The 17336-nt window shown below is 56.5% G+C and carries 13 protein-coding genes; 5 read left to right on the plus strand and 8 right to left on the minus strand.

Annotated features, from left to right (window positions below; translation table 11 throughout):
• Positions 1–17: 17 nt before the first annotated feature.
• The 5 genes from AC56QP_RS17985 to AC56QP_RS18005 all read right to left on the minus strand — a co-directional run bounded on the left by AC56QP_RS17985 (position 18) and on the right by AC56QP_RS18005 (position 4404).
• Positions 18–1403 carry a hypothetical protein gene (locus tag AC56QP_RS17985; protein ID WP_489858726.1) on the minus strand — a complete coding sequence of 462 codons (1386 nt, stop codon included), beginning with the start codon at positions 1401–1403 and terminating at the stop codon, positions 18–20.
• An 8-nt stretch (positions 1404–1411) separates the two neighbouring features.
• A complete protein-coding gene (locus AC56QP_RS17990; RefSeq protein WP_489858725.1) occupies positions 1412–1945 on the minus strand; it encodes an HAD domain-containing protein in 534 nt (177 codons plus the stop codon).
• 28 nt (positions 1946–1973) lie between these two features.
• Positions 1974–2168 (minus strand): hypothetical protein, encoded by a 195-nt coding sequence (locus AC56QP_RS17995; protein ID WP_489858724.1) that lies wholly within the window; start codon positions 2166–2168, stop codon positions 1974–1976.
• A gap of 152 nt (positions 2169–2320) precedes the next feature.
• Positions 2321–3298: an N-acetylmuramoyl-L-alanine amidase-like domain-containing protein gene (locus tag AC56QP_RS18000; protein WP_489858723.1), complete on the minus strand. Its 978-nt coding sequence runs from the start codon at positions 3296–3298 to the stop codon at positions 2321–2323.
• A gap of 35 nt (positions 3299–3333) precedes the next feature.
• Positions 3334–4404 carry an ROK family protein gene (locus AC56QP_RS18005; RefSeq protein ID WP_489858722.1) on the minus strand — a complete coding sequence of 357 codons (1071 nt, stop codon included), beginning with the start codon at positions 4402–4404 and terminating at the stop codon, positions 3334–3336.
• 1144 nt (positions 4405–5548) lie between these two features.
• Here AC56QP_RS18005 and AC56QP_RS18010 point away from each other — a divergent pair.
• From AC56QP_RS18010 to AC56QP_RS18030, 5 genes are all read left to right on the plus strand, one after another.
• On the plus strand, positions 5549–8089 hold the full coding sequence (locus AC56QP_RS18010; RefSeq protein ID WP_489858721.1) for a pyridoxal-phosphate dependent enzyme: 2541 nt from the start codon (positions 5549–5551) through the stop codon (positions 8087–8089).
• A 780-nt stretch (positions 8090–8869) separates the two neighbouring features.
• Entirely contained in the window at positions 8870–10108 is a 1239-nt protein-coding gene (locus AC56QP_RS18015; RefSeq protein WP_497100409.1) for a hypothetical protein, read from the plus strand.
• An 838-nt stretch (positions 10109–10946) separates the two neighbouring features.
• A complete protein-coding gene (locus AC56QP_RS18020; RefSeq protein WP_489858718.1) occupies positions 10947–11342 on the plus strand; it encodes a hypothetical protein in 396 nt (131 codons plus the stop codon).
• 659 nt (positions 11343–12001) lie between these two features.
• Positions 12002–12976, plus strand: coding sequence for an HNH endonuclease (locus AC56QP_RS18025; protein WP_489858717.1), 975 nt, complete (start codon positions 12002–12004; stop codon positions 12974–12976).
• 46 nt (positions 12977–13022) lie between these two features.
• Entirely contained in the window at positions 13023–13679 is a 657-nt protein-coding gene (locus AC56QP_RS18030; RefSeq protein ID WP_489858716.1) for a recombinase family protein, read from the plus strand.
• Between the two features lie 130 nt (positions 13680–13809).
• Here AC56QP_RS18030 and AC56QP_RS18035 read toward each other — a convergent pair whose 3' ends face one another.
• From AC56QP_RS18035 to AC56QP_RS18045, 3 genes are all read right to left on the minus strand, one after another.
• Complete coding sequence (locus AC56QP_RS18035; RefSeq protein ID WP_489858715.1) at positions 13810–14625, minus strand: DUF7946 domain-containing protein; 816 nt, start codon at positions 14623–14625, stop codon at positions 13810–13812.
• A gap of 263 nt (positions 14626–14888) precedes the next feature.
• Positions 14889–16283, minus strand: a complete 1395-nt coding sequence (locus tag AC56QP_RS18040; protein ID WP_489858714.1) for a T6SS phospholipase effector Tle1-like catalytic domain-containing protein — start codon at positions 16281–16283, stop codon at positions 14889–14891.
• Positions 16284–16334: 51 nt separating this feature from the next.
• The gene (locus tag AC56QP_RS18045) at positions 16335–17276 is read right to left on the minus strand and encodes a glycoside hydrolase family 25 protein (RefSeq protein ID WP_489858713.1); all 942 of its coding nucleotides are present in this window, start codon (positions 17274–17276) and stop codon (positions 16335–16337) included.
• Between the last annotated feature and the right edge of the window lie 60 nt (positions 17277–17336).

A 17336-nucleotide genomic window follows, 5' to 3' on the forward strand; every position in this document is an offset into this window, starting at 1 on the left:
CAGCCCCCCCGACGGTCTCATGTTGGCGCTTGGCACATCGGATACCGTGAAGTAACTACATCCCAGTTACAGCCCGTGCGGTCCGCGAGGGCTTGGCGGATGTCCTGCTCAAGAAGCTCAAGACGATCATCTTCGAGCGCGGTGCCCGGCCGCAGGCTGGTATGCAGAGTGTGCTTTTCGTCCCGAAATTCGTAGCGGTAAACCGGGTAGGCGCCCGCCTCCTGCAGCGCAATCGGAAAATAGGTATACAATGGCGTCCGTTCCAAGGCGGGGTACTCGTCCAGGATGTCGTAGATCTCGTACTCGCCAATCAACCACGACCCGTCGAAAACCACCGATTTACTGATACGGCCCAGCAATTCAATGCCGGGCTGGCCCGTTGCACAGTCTGTAGCGAACAACCGCACCGCGTCGCCGGTGGCGTAGCGAATAAACGGCACAGCTTGCATGAATGGATAATAGCCCGTAAGAACTAGGCGCCCCACGCCGTTGAAGATAGGACGTCCGGTCTCGAATGAAATGACCTCGGGATAGCCGTACGGTTCTAGGTGATAGCGCTTACAGTGCAAGCACCGGCATGCGCCCACGATTGCTTCGCTGACACCAAACCGGTCTATCAGTTCGAGGCCCCAAAAACGTTCGATCTGCCGCCGGGCCCGTGCAGTGACATATTCGCTGGTGGATTGGAGCGTCGAAAGGCGCGGGAGCGTATCCCTGTCGACCGAAAGCTCAAGATAGGATGTCAGACGTTGTACCGAAATGAGCCCGCCGCCCAAGCCTGAAATGGCTTGTTCCTGTGAATTGTGAACGTACTTTCTCATCAGGAGCTTGGTTGCGGTCTTAAGGCCGCTCAGCGTGGTCACACTGACGGGAATGAGATGGAACGGCGATGGAAATTCGAGCACTCGGCCGTGCCAAGGCGTTGCCAGTCGCAATGCGTAAGATCTGTTCGCTCGCGGCTGCGCCGGGGAGAAGGCCGATACGAAATCATAGAGATACTGCTGCTCTTCTTCGCAACGTTCGACTACAAGCGGCTCTCCGGACGTTGTTCCGCTCGTGAACGTTGCGAAAGCGAAATTAACCGATTCCGCGCGCATTTCGTCGATATTCCGCGCGACCTCGTCGCGCGTGATGATCGAAATTGCCTCAAATTCTTCGAGTGGAATCAGACCTGTACGACTCAATATGCCCGAAAACGCACGCCGATAGAACGGCGATGAGCGCGTAGCCCATTGGACGGCCTCATGCACCATGCGGTGATGTAACTGAGCCTCGAGCTCTGGGAGTTCCCCGCGAATGCGGTTCGCCAGGGCGAAGTAACTCGCCAGGCGCGGTGCAAACGATACGAGATCGAAAGACGGGTCACGCAATTGCGTCAAGGCAATCTGCGCCATATCGCGCAACGGACTACTCATTGCTTAAACTTCGACGGATCTCGGACAAATTTCTTTATTCTCTTCACGACGCGCGGACAGCAAAGTCCACTATCGGGATCGCAAATGATGACATTGCGGGGAAGTGGCTGCGGAAACTCGTTCGGCTCGTCGTCAACCGCAATCCACGAGTGCGGATTGACCTCGAGCACGGTGTCGAGGATCGAAGCCCAGCGGCTTCTACCAACCGTCGTGCCGGCCAGTCGGTGGCGCAGGGGTCCGAGCATGACACCCAATTCGTCGACTGTCCTGACGCTTCGCCAGGAGGAATGGATAAATATGGCAATGTCGCATCTGGGGACGAGTAGGCTCTCCAGCAAAGTTGCCCACCTAAACAGGCCGCAGCTAACCATTTCGGGGCTTGCTGCGGTTGGTGTCCGTGAAAGATTCGCCACTGCGCTCCTCGGGTGGAGAACGCCGTCAATATCGAGGAAAATCAGGTTCGTAACCGAGCGTCTGGCAAGCTTGCCGGACGAGATTGGTACAAGAGGCGTCCCGCAAAAAGATGGCATGCCCAGACCAGAAGCTAGGTGCCCGAGCCTAGGCGCCTGTGTTTAGCACGGGCAGGTGCAGGAGCCCTATCTGAACCTTGACGTTCATCGAGTCTTTAAGCACCCGGACAAATCTAGCAGGGTACTTTCTTTGGAGTTCTATGAGCTCGTCGAGGGACAGGTGTTCGATGCGCTTAGGTTCATACAGAACCCCAGCGCCTACTCTTTCTTCGATCTCTTTCATCTTAAGCTCCACGATCGAGTTCGAACCGATAATCTCCGAGATCTAAAGTTGAGTGCAGCAAGCACTCACTATATTCGATGATACCTAGCTTTAACGGTGCCGATCATAACCCCGTTTTCATCGAGGCACAACATGAATCGCGCTGGCTTGCATTATGCCGCCGCGATATCGGCTGGACTACAGCGTAGAATCGCAATGCCCGCAAAATTGGATGCGGCGTAGTCGAGGAGCGACCGGGGCTGCGAACAGTCGTAGCCGTAAAGGCAGTCAGCATCGAGATGAATGGCATACTCGTCGCCGAGATACCTTCCGGCAATGCCGAAGCCGATCTGTTCGCGAGTCTTGGCGTCGTCATAGAAGATGGCGGTTCCGTTCTGCAAAGGGGGCACTGTGAAATGTCGCGAGGCGTGCAGCAGCCCGAAGCCATTTTTCAGTGGCGTTGCGATGCCCAAATGATTGATTAAGTCAAAGTTCTCACTGCCGTCCTTTAGTCGCGCACCTCGCGTGAAGATTATGATGTCGCCGGTACGAAGACGGCTCCAGTCTACATGTTCGAAATTGTCGACGTCGATATACGACATGGTATCCACCCCGTCGGCGTATCTAGGTAGCGTAATTGTTTCGTCTTCGTCGAGGAATCGCGGACGACGGTGCGCGAGCAGCTTGAGACGCAATACCTCCAATTTTACGCCGCGACCGACGTCAGCCGTGGCATCGTGAATAAGCCCTGCGGGGATAGCGCGCTTGAACAATGTTTCGGACGTGAAGCCGATAAACGTGCCAGTGGCGGGATGATTGTCCAACTGCCCGTCCGTGAACCGCATTGCAGCAAGCACGCGGCCAAGATCAGTCACGGTTCGCGAGTGCACGAGCGCGATGAGGTTATAGATCGCTGTGCAACAATCTAATGATGCGATCCGAAACCTGACGTGACCCTTAGGCGGAAGGGGCAATTTCGACTCCGCCAGAAATGGTGATCCCATCAATTCCCTGCAGGCGAGGGCCATTCGATCGGTCATGCTTCCAATCGCCGACAAGCGATCAAGCAACGCGTCAAGCCGTTGACGCGTCCAGCGGTCGCCGAGCTCGAGCAGAACCTCTGGCGCCGATAATTTGCGCGGTTCAATCACCCGAGCGCCCACTGAATCCGTCGGCCGGCTCGTCATCAGAGGGGACCACGTTGCGGCGATTGCGCGAGCCACAAAGCGACGCCGCGAAGATTATCGAACTCGTCGGCTGGGGGCAGCTTCACCATCTTGTCGATCTCGGCCGGCGCATAAAGCAATGGCAGATAATGCGATAGTGTAGAGCAAAGCTCTTGGCGGTACAACTCGCCGACGGCGACGGCGAAGCCTCCGGTTAGCACAATCGCGTCTGGCGCGTCGAACAACACGATCACATGAAGCACTTGTGCAAGATACTTGATTGAGCGGGTTAGAACATAACGGGTAAATACGTCATTGGCCTCAATGCATTCGACCGCTATGTTGTTAAGCCGAACACCGTCGACTGTTTCGACAATTTCACCGATTTCGGCGAGGGTAGAGCGAAGCAACGAGGCCGAGTACAGTTGTGAGCCGCTAGCGCTCGTTGCGCAGTGTCTGAGCAGCCTTGAGAACCCAACACCTGACGCATAGTTACCCAAAATACCCGGCAGCCGTCCGTTGGCGTTCCTGAGTGCAGCCGGCCCCTCATCCACAATCGCAAGGCCAAGTTCCCCGTTGCGGCCATTCCGCTCCATGACGACACGCCGGTCGACCCGGTCGTATATCTTGGAGCCGATGCCGCTGCTGACGCTAAGTGTGAGTATGGTTCGCTCATTGGTGAAACATGGATCTTCACCATGGCGGATGGCCGCGGCAGCAAGGTCGTTGAGGACGTCTACTCTCAGGCCCAGCCGGGAAGACAGTTCGCCGCCGGTAAGATCGCTTGCGCCCTCGCCCCAGATGGCATTCGTACGGCCAATGTTACCATGCGTCGATACCAAGCCGGGAAAGCACAGGCCGATGCGCGAAATGGAAGGCCAATGGTCGCGTTTCGCGCGTACCTGCTCAAAGAGCCATTTGATCCACTCCTGCTTGCGCGCCTCGGGCACATTTCCGCACAGAGCGCGCGTGTCGATCGTTCGCACGCGCTCGAAATCGATGAATTTTCCGCCGCATGAGATGCCGAAGCGGCTGAACGTATAGCCAATGTCGATGCAAAGCTGGCAGTCGGGCGAAATCACCTGTGGCATTTGACATCGGTGCCGGGCGTAGGCCGGTATCTGGCTCCTATCATGGCTGCAACCTTCGCCCGGGCGTGAATGAAACTTAAGGTTGTCGATTGGGGCACTGACAGTCGACCTGAGATCATCCACCACCGGAACCGGACGGCACGCGCGGGTCCATTTCCTCGAGGACCCTGAGAAAATCGGCACTCCCGTCGCAACACGAGTTGATGAATGGAGCTACACTTGACTTAGACTTACCGTTGCGAAAAATCAAGATTTTCAATTTGGGCGTCCCTGGGCAGCGGGCGCTCAAACGGAGTGCTGGGAAAGTCGAGGCGGGCCTGAAACTCTCGTGCAAACAACGCTGCAGCCGTACATCATCCAGTCGAACGACGCGCTGTTCAGACCCGACATCATACCCCCGCTGTCATAACGACCCTCTATGATCAAACCTTAGCCGGCCGCCGTAACGGTGACGATCGTGCTGCACCGCGTACCATACATCGGGTCGACGAGGAAAGTTGATGCGCCGCTCCTCGGAACGTTCGGCAGCGGTTGAAACAGCCATCTCGATGTCAGCAGATCGACCAACGCTGCCTGCGTCTGACTGATAGCAAACCACGCTGTGAGCGCGGCTCTCAGCGTAATCGTCTTGCGCTATCTCTCACGCGTCGCCCATTCGACGTTCCGTATATGCCGGAACCGAGTCGACGTTTCTCGGGTTGGGGAAACACTCGTCCAAATCCACGCCGGTCCGTCAACCACCAGCGTCAGTTTGAAGCGTTGAAGCGGGTTAAGATCGATGCCGCTCGATGCGGCATGTGCGCTCAATTGCGTCAACAGCCTTCCCACCAAATTGCCCCGCGAGCGCGCGTCGGAACAGCAGCCATATCTGCCGACGTTTGTAACCGCAAAAATCGCCGCGACGCTCAAGATATTTGACATTGGGAGAGTAAGCGCCTGACGGCTCGAAGCCGATCCGAAAAAAAGTAAAAGGAGGCATTCCAAGAATCGCGCACACCAACCCGTTTTGTTATTATGGCCCTATGGAGACTTTCGATAGCCTGCCGGTTCTTGCTCGAAGCGAAAGGACGTCGCCAACCGTTTTCGGCTCCGCCGCGAGGCTGGCCGATCGCCTCCACAACATCGCCCCGGGTCGCGCGTCCTCATGACCCTCGATGAAACGGCGGACAGTGTCATCGCCGCGCGGCAACGGATATCTGCTTTTCTACCGACGACACCGCTCGTCAGGCTGAGATGGCTGGATACGGTAGACAGACGGGTATGGGCCAAGCTTGAATGCAACCACAGTTGCGGATCGTTTAAGACGCGCGGCGCATTCGCAGCGCTGTCACGTTTCGAGCGCGGCACGACGGTCGTCACTGCCTCGGCTGGAAACCACGGCCTGGCCATTGCACAAGCAGCGACAGAGCTCGGGCTTCGCGCAATCGTTTGCGTGCCGGTCGGCGCGTCAGAAGGAAAAGTTCGCCGTATCGTCAACTCCGGCGCTGCCGTCGAAGCGGTCGGCCGCGATCTTGCGGAAGCCATCCGCGTCGGCCGATCGACCGCATCGGCGCGCCGCATTCCTTTCATATCACCCTTCGATAATCACGACGTCGTTGCCGGTCAGGGCACGATCGTTCCGGAGCTGCTGGAACAGCGGCCCGAGGGCTTCGATCATCTCTTCGTCCCCTTCGGCGGCGGCGGCCTTTTCGTGGGTATCGCCAGCATGGCCGGGCGTGCCTGGTCGCGGATGTCGCTACACGCCGTCGTACCGGCTGTTTTCGACCGAAAACTATCGCATCGCGGCTTCTCGCCGTCGCTGCTCCAACCGATACTCCCCACCATCGCCGATGGACTGGCGGTGCAGCATGATCCCGGTAGCTGGCTCGCCCCGCTGATCGATCGCACGGTCAGCAATCTCCACCAAGCCAGCGAGCGTGAGATCAATGCGGCGATTCTGGCCATGCTTCATCAGGAAAGCCTGCTCGTCGAGGGAGCTGGCGCGATTGCGATCACACCGCTGCTGCAACCGACATCGGACAAGCAACTGAAGGGGGATATCCTCGTTATCGTCAGCGGGAGCAACGTCTCGGTCAAGCAGCTTACGCTTGCACTAACCGATGACTTCCCCGCCATCGCACATGACCGCGCCAAGCTCGGACTGGCTCACAAGCCGTTGGCCGAAGAAGTAAACAACGACAGTTCGGCCCTGACCCCGACACGACCGTCCGCGTGCCTGGAAACCAGATCATCGCCGGTTTCGGAGAGCTTTCTGGCAGCGTCCTGGCTCCGCCGCCTGGAGAGCCTATCCGGCCGCAGCGCCGATGTGAGAGCTCGATTGAGCCGTTTCGAGCAGTATGTCGCCGCGGAGGATCTTGACGTCGATCCGGGAGCGACAGACATGGTCATCTCGGAACTCGATCTTTGCGAACGCGCGATTGCCACAGCCCGTTCAACGCCCTTCGATCGCCGGGCGCTAAGCCGACGGTACCGCATGGCCTTGCAGCATTACATGCTGGCAAACCGCGCGCTGGATTGGTGCTGTCAGAGTAGCAGTCAGGTGCGCGAGATCATGTTTTTTGATCCGGCCGACGTGCAACCGACCGCCGTCAACTACGACCGCTATGGAACGACCCAACTGCGCCACGCGGAACGGGATATGCTTGCAAAACTCGGGTTCGATCCGACGCGACAAACATTGCTGCTAACCTCGAGCGGTCAAGCGGCCTATTCCACGATCGAAGGCTTTCTTATCCGCGGCGCGATGCGCCGCTCGAGCACCGTCATCACAAGCCCCTACATATACTTCGAGGCCATGGAGCAACTCTCCGGCTTGACCAGCACCGAGGTGAAAACCGCACCATCATGGCGCATCGAGGACATGATCGGAGCCGTCGAACGCTTCGACGCCTCCGCGCTGTTCGTCGATCCGATCGCCAACACCGGTGCCATGCAAGTCATCGATCTGCGGGAGCTTGCCCGATCTTTGAAGGGGCACGACTGGTCGGATCGCTTCCTTGTCGTCGATAACACGCTGATGTCAGGCGGTTTCAATCCCTTCGGTTTTTTCACTTTCCCGGGCGCCCCGCAAATTCTTCTCTATGAAAGCTTAAGCAAGTACGGCCAGCTCGGGCTCGACCTTCAGATGGCAGGGGCCGTGATCGCCCCCACCAATCTCCATACTGACCTGCGGCGCATTCGCCGAAATTGCGGCGCGACCTTGTATTCCGCGCAGGTCCACCTGCTCCCGGATTGTTCAAGGGAAGATTTTCTGCTGCGCATGCGTCGCCTTACAGCAAATGCCGAGAGCCTGGTACGCGTTCTGCGGGCCGTGACTAGCGTCGAGCTTCTGGTCGGCTTCCCGGATGATTGGCAAGCGCTTGGCTGGCAACATGGCGGCGGACTGGTAACGATCCGCTTCGCTGACCCGGGCCTTAACAATCACGGAGTCCTCGAGGCCGTCATCGAGCGGATTCTGGATCGCTGCCGACTTGCCAGATTGCCGATCACCAAGGGGGTAAGCTTCGGCTTCAGCACGACGCGGATCTCCGCGGCGGCAGCGATGGCGGGCACCACGGACCCGTTTCTCCGCGTCTCCCTGGGGGACGAGGCTGTAGCAGTGTCCGCTCGACTGGCGCATGCGATCGCGGGCGGGCTGACGGACGCCGTCGCTCGCCTGGACGGTTGGCGCGAACGGATCGACTGATGGCGATCACCGTATCAAAGATCTTGCGACCAGCCTTCATCGATCGCGGCCTATCCCGGATTGCCAGTGACACGGCCGTCGGCAAAGGATCACCGTTGGAAGTGACTGAGGCGTTAAGCTGCTGACAGTTGTCATGCGCAATGCGACGCCGGAGAAACCGTTCCTGTAACTTACGCCCATCCAGCTTTGCCCGCCGACTCATGCGTGGCTCGCTCATAGGATCGAAGAGATCGATACGGCTATCCGTGACGCTGGCCTTAGCGCCCGGAGTGGTCCGAATATCCGCGGCGAGGCTAGGGATCTGCTACTCCGGGGCAGGTCGGCGACCGGTTCTACGGGAGATTGGAGTTGGCCCTCGCGCCCTTGGGAGGACGAAGCATCGTGGCTCAACGACAAGATAAGGCAGCGACGGATTTCTCCGCTCGGTGCAGCGATACTGTACGACCGCGCAGCGGAGTATGTGGGATATGGTGGCTGATCCGATTAGAAGTCCATGCCGTTGCTTGAGGATAAACGGGCCTTCAGTCCCGCGGTAACGCACGTCGAACAGAGTTGCCGATACCAGACGGTTGAGGCCGACAGGGGCTCACCGCTAGCGGACCTGTTGGAGCGCCTAGAGACGCGATCGGCGTTTCAGTCCTGCTGAATATATCCTTAAACGTTAACGGAGAACCGATCGTCATATCGGCAAGCGAGGCGCTACCGCACGAGCGGCCCCGATTTTCTTCCCATTGAGGATTTTCTGATAATAATGACGGGGCCGTAAGCAGGGAGCGCTTGATGCACATCGAACCGATATTCTGCTATCCGGCGCTCGACGATCAAGACTATCTCGCGCATCTCTCCGCTGTTTACTCGAGCAGCCGTCATCCGCCGGAATTTGCGGCGGAGCTCACGCCTGCCCAGACCGCCGCCGCAGCCGAAGCATCGGTCAGGACACGACTGGATATTCTGCAACGGGTCTATGCGGGCGACTATTTCACCGACAGTTTCGACATCGACAGGCTGGCGAGGCGCGTCCGCGAGGAGCGCGAGTTCATTTGGTTCTGGGGTCGTGCGGATGTCGTTAGCGAGTGGCTCGCGCACGGCGGCAGCGAGCGGCACTACCCTTTCGAGCTCGGAACCGTCAGCATCGTCGCAGCGGGGCTCGATTTCGATCCGGGGACGGGCGAGATCTGCCGCTCGGGGTCGACCAGCCCCATTCTCCTAAAACCCTATGCAGTGAAGCGGATTATCGATTTCCTATCCGGAGGATTGCCTTCGCTGCACGCGGCCTTCCACACGCTGTTCCTCGTTCCGCGTGCGAGGGCTTCGGGACCAAACATCCGCGGGGGCAAATCCGTCAACACGATCCATCGCAAATACATCCGGTCGAGATTTTGGGGCTTCGCGCCCTGGTATGTGATGCAGGGCGATAATGTCGAATGCCTCGAATATCGTGAAGTGAATCGCAGCCTCGCCGACCTGTATGGCGGAATCCGAACCTTGCCCTCGATCCACTTGGCGAACGAGGAAGATCGCATGTTCGCCCAAGCACTTTTCGGACTAAACTTGCCTCGTAGCGCACCTCATATGCGCTTTCCCGGCAGGCGCATGGAAGGCCGCCGTTTGCCTACACTGTTTGAGCAGGTCTTTGGCACCGACAAAGCGCTGCAACCCTATAACCACAGGACCTTTCGGCAGATTCGCGAGGATCGGTTAGGCTCCCCCGGCGTCACCTTGGACGATATCGAGACCGCAGCACATGAAGCTGCCTGCACGGTCATCGATCTCGACATATCAACGCCCGCCTCACTCCATGTGCAAGCGGAACTTGCCGATAGAGGCTATCGTTTGACCAACATCCGCCCGCCCCGCCTGATCGGCTCGAACCCCTATGTGGCCCGCGGTAGTTGGGCGCGCCCCAACCCGCGATGGCGCATCGCCCCGCCTTATTACAGCGCACGCCAATCCGGAGATGCCCAGGAGCAGATCGTCCTCCACCATCTCACGTCGATGCTCGGTCAATGGACGGCGTAGTATGACCGCCTGCCGCTCCCGCCTCTGGCTCGCATGCCCGGCGGGAGTCGATACTGCCGCCCTGACGATCGACTTGCCCCGAGCCGCGCCGGGAGGCGAAACGAGCATCCTGTTATCCATGACATCTGGGCCGCGGTACCGTAGTTTGAAGCGGAGTTGAAAGCTGGGAGATGCAAACTATCCGCCGAACGAACCGTGGACGCGTTCTGAAGCGCAAATGCTTTGTAAAGCGAGGCTCAGGCGGGCAGACTCTGACGCGGGCTAGTGCTGCATCTTGCCGTAGGCCTTGAGATGAAGGCAGTGTCTGCACCATCTATTATGCAGTATCGTCGAGGTCTGCGTAGATCGTAGGCGCTATCCTCAATGAGGTAATTACCATCCTAAAGCGGTTAGCCACCGAAGCACGGCGGTCAAAAATGTCCGAAGCCAGACATAGCTTGAACTGCGTCGATCAATGATCGCAATTCGTCAGCGGTGATCACCGGCATTGTTTCGGCAACTGACATTTGCATCCTAACACCGCTGCCTTGCTCGCCCTCTACAAATACGACTGACTTTTGTCCGAAACCTGACTGGGCCAAGGATGCGCTATTCGCTTTGGCGGAACACGTTCTAGATGCGGTTATCAACGACTGTGTCTGGGCGGTGAATCGACGGCGAGGAAGCGGAACAGCCGTGGAAAGGCGCGCTCGCCTCGCCGTGACAATGCCGTAGCATTTGTCCGTTATTCCGTGTAGCGTTGTTGGTGAAGAACTTAAACTGCTTCCAGAGCGGCTGCCGCGTTCGCATAAACGACTATGCGAAATGTAATGTATACCGGATGGGATGAGGGGGGTTTATGATCACGATAACGGATCTTGATAATAACCAAGTGCAGATCGACGAGGGCCTTATCGCGCTAGTTGCAGGTCCATACCCAAACGACGTCCACCCTCACACCTATGTCTATGCAACCAACCCTTTTCTTACTGTGACCGCTGAGGCCCCGGGGGCCCTCGTCGCGCGCCTCGGTAAAGATCCGCCTATGGCAACTCTAACGCGACCGGATAATGCTGCAGTTTGGATCGATGGGCATTTTGCCACCTCTGTCACAGCTCCGGTCAAAGGTGGTTATCCAGCTAGTGTCAAAGCTGTCATATTTCTTGGTAGCATAGGCCCGTTTTTCAAACAGGCGGTCAAGGAAACTGTAAGGACCGCATCGGCTGCTATAAATGCGGCGGGCGGCAACGTTTAGGTTATCTGCGCTGGTTGATGCTGATACGTTTTTTGGCTTGCTTTCGGGAGGTAAAGAACGCCCGTTCATTCCGAAGCAGTACGATTGCTACAGGATGATGAACCCTGCTCACTATGATTTCGTACCCGATGCTGAAACAATCGCTTCGTTCCTGTAAGCCCTGGGTGGTCGAATGGATACGGTGGATGTTTGCGGGTGTTTGGATCCAAGGACAGTCTGGCACCATTTGTCGCGTTCGTACCAGGCCATCTCATTGGTATTCAGTAGATAGGGTAGATGGCCTGGAAAGATTGAGCGTGCTTGCTCTGGGACATTGACCCAGAGCAAAATTCTTCCCTCCGCAACGTCACTCCTAACGCGTACTACTCGGTCGCTGTCATCGAGGATGATTGGGCGCAGGACCCGGACGTGCATTTCGCTGCACCCAAGTGCTGCGCCTCCTCCAATGCGCAAGCCCAATGATCCGAGCGCCCTGGTGTTGTCTTCAAGCCAAAATTCGGTGACCCGTCAAACATAAACCAGCGTTTATGTTTGACGATGAACTGAAAAGCCCGCGGGTTTGGTTATCTTCGAAGATCGTGGTTGTAGGGCACGAGGGGGATAGGATAGGCGTACTTTGAAGTCGCGTCGCGAGTTCTTACGGGTTTGGGGAGGCTGGCATGAGTGTTTGGTGGGTCAATCTCGGCGAGAGGTTCTCTGAACAGCGAGCGGCCGGAGCATTGTGGTGCCCCAACAAAACAGTTCTCGGCGACGGATCTCTCGCGGCTCCCCAATGGCACTGGTCCATCATCCAAGACGTTCGAGCGGGCGAGTTTGTCGTTCTCGCTCGCGATGGAAGCATCGAAGGGGTCGGTATCGTCCGGCAAACCGCTGTGCCAGGCAGCCCAAAGCCAGCAGGATTCCCGGATGGCAAGTGGCATAGCCTGGGGTGGCTATTGCCAACCACGTTTATCCTATTCAACCAGCCAAGAGACCGGGACGCGTTGACCACCGGCCTGTTTCTGGAGCGGGTCAAATACAGCCCTCTTCTTAATCAAAGGAACGGGACAGGCCGAGGTGCACAGATCTACCTGACTAGAATACGTGATATTGATGGCGTGGCGCTTTTTGAGCGAATTGCTCAGATCCTCGATGTCGAAGCGCCCGGATGGCTGCAGAACGCCATAGGGAACGCGCCTCAAGATGACGTCCCTTTGGGGCCGAATCCGCCAACTCCAACGACCCGCCAAGCAATAATTCAAGCTCGTGTCGGTCAGGGACAATTTCGTAAAGATCTCTTAGATCTATGGGGCAGCAAATGCTGTGCCACAGGACTAGACATCCTTGATCTGCTCGTCGCCTCTCACATTCATCCTTGGGCGGCAGCGAGTGATGTCGAGAAGCTCGATAAATTCAACGGCTTGCTACTATCCCCTGCCTTCGATGCGGCCTTTGACAAAGGCCTGATCAGCCTCGCTGACGACGGCACGTGGCTCAACACCGGTAATCTGACACCGGGTCAATTGGCACAAGCTGGCTTGGCTACCCTCGAACGTTACCCAGTCTCTGGACTTACAAAGAACCACGCCAAATACCTCGAACTCCATCGTAAGAGTGCGCAAGCACGCGCGAAGGTCTTGGCCGACCAAGGTTGATGCCGTTCCGTTGATCCTCCGTGGGTCATAGAAGATGCCGTCGTCCATGAAGTACGTTGGCTATTACCGCGTTTCGACCAAAAAGCAGGCTCGATCTGGTCTCGGTTTAGAGGCTCAGCAGCAGATGGTCCGGCAATTTGCGCAGGCTAACGGGTTGCTGGTCGCTGAGTTCGTTGAGGTGGAATCAGGTAGGAACGATCAAAGATCTGAACTGGCAAAAGCGATGATCGCGTCGAAAAAGGCGGGAGCATCGCTGTTAATCGCTCGCCTCGACCGCTTTTCGCGCCGTGTCAGCTTCATCGCTTCGATGATGGAAAAGGGAGTTCAGCTGGTCGTCGCCGAAATGCCCCATGCAACCGACTTTCAGCTGCATATTTTTGCTGCTTTGGCCCAGGAAGAGAGACGGCTGATATCTGAACGTACAAAGGCAGCTCTCGCCCAGGCCAAACTAAGAGGAACTCTTCTCGGGCGGAACAGCAAGGAACTGGCGCAGGCCAACCGCAAACGTGCGATTGCTTTCGCTACGCACATTGCAAGGTTCTTGCCTCCCGATTGGGCAGCTATGTCGTATTCGGAGATAGCTCGCAAGCTCAACGAGATCGGTGCGACCAGCCCAACCGGCAAGCGGTTCCATGCTCAGACGGTCAAGAGCTTCGCCACTCGCCTGCTGATGATCAACCGAGACAAAGCTCTTGATCCCTAACATTCTGTCCCAGTCCGCCCGAGCTGCCGGTTTTTGATGAAAAGCTTCGGCGTGAACCTTATGTCGGCTCTGGTAGAGTGCTATCAAGCTGCCCGTCGAGCAGCGGTGCAAGAAGCGCGCGATAGGACGTTCAACCTGAAGCTTGTTTGCAGTCGGTAATGATCAGACGCTTTGCCTCTCCGGTCGCGGAGTCGATCCTGCGGCCTTGGAACTCAAGCTCCTTTCTCGTGGCGACAGTGTTCCCATGCAGCGACCAGGTCAGGTAGCCCTTTTTGGACTCTGCGAACTCCGGTCCCGGCCTGATCGGCACGATGCGCTTTAGCTGCTGGATGTAAGCCCTTCCGTTGCCCGTGATCGAGTTATATCGCGTAACATTACCTGTAAAAGTCTCCACGCCGGGATTTTCGTCGCGGGTATGCACCCAGTCGCTTGTCCTCTTGTTGAATGTCACGAGCTCAGATCGGGGTCTTTCCAAGGTGATCTGACGCACTCCGTGATCAATACTCCGATGAGCTCTTTGAAGGCTACCTTCCAACGCCTCGGCCAGTTCATCGAAAAAAGGCTCGTTGTCCTTGTTCACGTTCTCGATGGCGGATGTCTCTGCAACCACTTTCATATAACCAGCAGCCCTACTGAACGCCATCTTCATGAAATCATAGAATATTGGCGCTGATATACCGAGTGTGGCGGGGTATTTTTCAATAAACGCAACAATGTCGAAAACGACGCTGCCGCGCCGTGGAGCCCCGAAATAAACATGCGCGCCCTTTAAGGCGGTCGCACGACTCACAACCTCGTCATTAATGTATGCGTGCAGAGCTATTTGTATGGCCTGCGAAAACCCATAAAAAGATGTTGCCCCATCATAGAGGTCCAACCCATTCTCTTCGACAGTTTTTCCACTAAATCGCAGCTTGAGCGCGAAACGCTGAGCATCATGTGCCATCTAGTTTTCCCCCCTGAGCAGTAAACGGCAACCTTGCGTCGAATAGGGTAAAGTATCAATCGCCAATTAAAGCCGTCCCCGACATGGTCTTTATACCGGTCGGCGGGGCGCACTCTTAAATTGTCCCAAGCCGATCGAGGGCCCCGTTGGCCGCGACACATCCATGATGTGACTTGAACGTAGTTAGCGTTGCCGACTCCCAGGGCCCACTTGCCCGAGCGCGCAAGGCAACGCTCTTGACCTTTCACCTCGCAATGCGTGACCTATAGGTCAGAATCGTAAAACTGTTTGACCTTCTCGTGCTGACGTAATCCCTCAGGACGATAAGGCTTCAGCACGTTATACTGAAACACCTCTGGGAGTGCGAACCTGTCCAACACCGACTGATGGAGTGTCCCATCCACCGGAATGGTTCTCACGAACGGTGCGATGAACCGGAATATGGTGCCCTGACGTTCGTCATGCTGTGGGCCTGCTGCGTCTGGGAAAACATTCAGCCAATCATCGTCGCAAAGAAGCCCTGCAGCCTTTGCCGCATCAATCATCCATTTCAGTGATGTGTCGGACAGCCTGGAGTCGTTCTCCGCATAGCTACCGCCAACATCGGAGTGATCGCCGGCGAACCACACTTGTTGCAAGCGATTTGCCCCGCTTTCATCGACGTCGTTTGGATCAGATTTCGTGCCCCAGGGCACTCGATTGAAGTCCTTGCGGTTCTCATCAATGGACAGCGCGTGCCTCGCATATGGCACCCTTGGAGACAGGCGCCAATCGTAGAAGCGCATCCGGAATTCGGTCCATTGGATCGTCTTGAAAAAGCTAAAGCCTGGTAGCGTACCTGGCATTTTAATATGGTCGAATAGGTACCAAATTACTGCGGCAGCGACTGTCAGACCGAGAAAAATCGCCGACCAGGCCGTGAACGACAGCCAGAAAAGCGATAGAGCCCCTGCCAGAATGGCAACCGTCACAGAACCAGCAGCGAGCATTCCGGCAATGGCGACAGGGCTTGCGAGTGACGCAACGGTATCAAACACACCGATGAAGTGCGGTACCGCGTTCGATTGCGTTTGATCGTTGGAATGATACTTCGCTCGGAATTTTGCAGCAATCAAATCGCGCTGTTGCAGTCGCTCCGACTGACGTTTCGTCGCAGTCTGCGGGTTACGGGAATTTGTGAACTGGTAGACCTGTTTGACCGCCTCCTTTGCGATCTTCAGCGTAGAGGCCTCGTCACGCAATAGCGGGCCGCCGTCTGCTTGCTGTGTGGGGACGCCACAGAACGACAAAACACCACCGAGTGCACGAACGGTATAGGCACCGCGACTGAACCCAAACAGAAATATCTTATCGCCCGGCCGCCACAGCCTGATGATCGCCGCATAGCATTGGATCATGTTCAACGTCAGACCGAGACCGGTCGCTTGGCTAACCAAGTTGTGAAGACGCCTGTAGAGCCGGGACAGAAAGCTGCTGCCAATGGGCTCTGTACCTATGCCTGGATCGTAGAATGTCAGTTGTAGCGATGGATTGACCGTAGAATCCGGGCCGCATCTGGTCGCCCGATACAGCTTGTAGATGTTGCTCCTATTTTCATCGAAGAACACACCACCGCGCTGGCCAGTACCGTCTGAAAAGATGACAATGTTGCGAGACACGATTCATTCGGATGTTGGTGACATAGCGTCAAATCTAGGATCGTGTCGCGGTCACTGGCTTATTATCAGATCTGAAAGGACGCCTCGCGACAGCTTATTGCAATCAAATGGACCGACCAGTGGTCCCTTAGACGGACGAATTCGCCCAGTCTCACTGAACTGCCATAGATCGTATTCATGTCCGACCACGCTCTGTGGCTGTTGACTATCAAAACTTGCCTTACGGTAATCTGATATCCATATCTTGCAGCCACTAAATCTGGGTTTGTCGCCTAGGACTGAATGCCACCACGTTCTATTGGTGTATATTCGTGGAATAATATGATTGCCGACCTGAGCACGGAGTTGGTCCACAAATCCTTGCACAACTGCCACAATATCACTTCGCTTCTCGTCCGACCAATAGTCTTTATATATGGGCCTCTTCTTCTTATCATAACCACTCACAACTCGTTTAAATTCCGGACCGTAGGTGTCCCACTCAAGGTCAACCACTGGTTGAAGATTGCCCTTTGCTACACCGTCAACCTGCGCTATGCGACTAAGAAAGAACTTCGCCTGCTCCTCCCCAGTTCTTTGTGGGCAAAGAAAATGATATGCCCCGACCGGCACCTTTGCAACCGAGGTAGCGTTCTTCCAGTGCTCGACAAATCGGTCGTCAATGCCGCGCGATGCCTGCGACGCCTTGACATAAACATACTGGCACTTCACAGCGTGAAGGTCCGCCCACGGCACATTTTTAGTATGGTGGGAAACGTCGATTCCATACGGCCTTCCATCGTCAGCATTGTCTGGAAAGATGAAGTCGGCCATAGCAGAGCGTAATTGATCTTCAGAGATACCCGACTCTATGAGATCACGTTCTCCCAACGCTCCGCGAGTATCGTCGTCAACAAGGTTGAAAAGCTGAGCGTCAGCATGAACTGATGGCGCCCCCCAACCTGCCGCCAACGCTGCAGCACCTAAAAGTGTTGTCCTTCGGGAAATCCGCATCTGCCTCCCCTCTTTTCAAGAGCCCCATGCAAACATATCATCATCAAGCCGTTGTTCAAT

The organism is Mesorhizobium sp. RCAM 05104, assembly GCF_059683645.1.

Excerpts from the sequence above, each read along its gene's own strand:
- AC56QP_RS17990 (WP_489858725.1), bottom strand. The coding sequence starts at position 1,945 with ATGCCATCTTTTTGCGGGACGCCTCTTGTACCAATCTCGTCCGGCAAG.
- AC56QP_RS17995 (WP_489858724.1), bottom strand. The coding sequence starts at position 2,168 with ATGAAAGAGATCGAAGAAAGAGTAGGCGCTGGGGTTCTGTATGAACCT.
- AC56QP_RS18005 (WP_489858722.1), bottom strand. The coding sequence starts at position 4,404 with ATGCCACAGGTGATTTCGCCCGACTGCCAGCTTTGCATCGACATTGGC.
- AC56QP_RS18010 (WP_489858721.1), top strand. The coding sequence starts at position 5,549 with ATGACCCTCGATGAAACGGCGGACAGTGTCATCGCCGCGCGGCAACGG.
- AC56QP_RS18015 (WP_497100409.1), top strand. The coding sequence starts at position 8,870 with ATGCACATCGAACCGATATTCTGCTATCCGGCGCTCGACGATCAAGAC.
- AC56QP_RS18020 (WP_489858718.1), top strand. The coding sequence starts at position 10,947 with ATGATCACGATAACGGATCTTGATAATAACCAAGTGCAGATCGACGAG.
- AC56QP_RS18025 (WP_489858717.1), top strand. The coding sequence starts at position 12,002 with ATGAGTGTTTGGTGGGTCAATCTCGGCGAGAGGTTCTCTGAACAGCGA.
- AC56QP_RS18030 (WP_489858716.1), top strand. The coding sequence starts at position 13,023 with ATGAAGTACGTTGGCTATTACCGCGTTTCGACCAAAAAGCAGGCTCGA.
- AC56QP_RS18035 (WP_489858715.1), bottom strand. The coding sequence starts at position 14,625 with ATGGCACATGATGCTCAGCGTTTCGCGCTCAAGCTGCGATTTAGTGGA.
- AC56QP_RS18045 (WP_489858713.1), bottom strand. The coding sequence starts at position 17,276 with ATGCGGATTTCCCGAAGGACAACACTTTTAGGTGCTGCAGCGTTGGCG.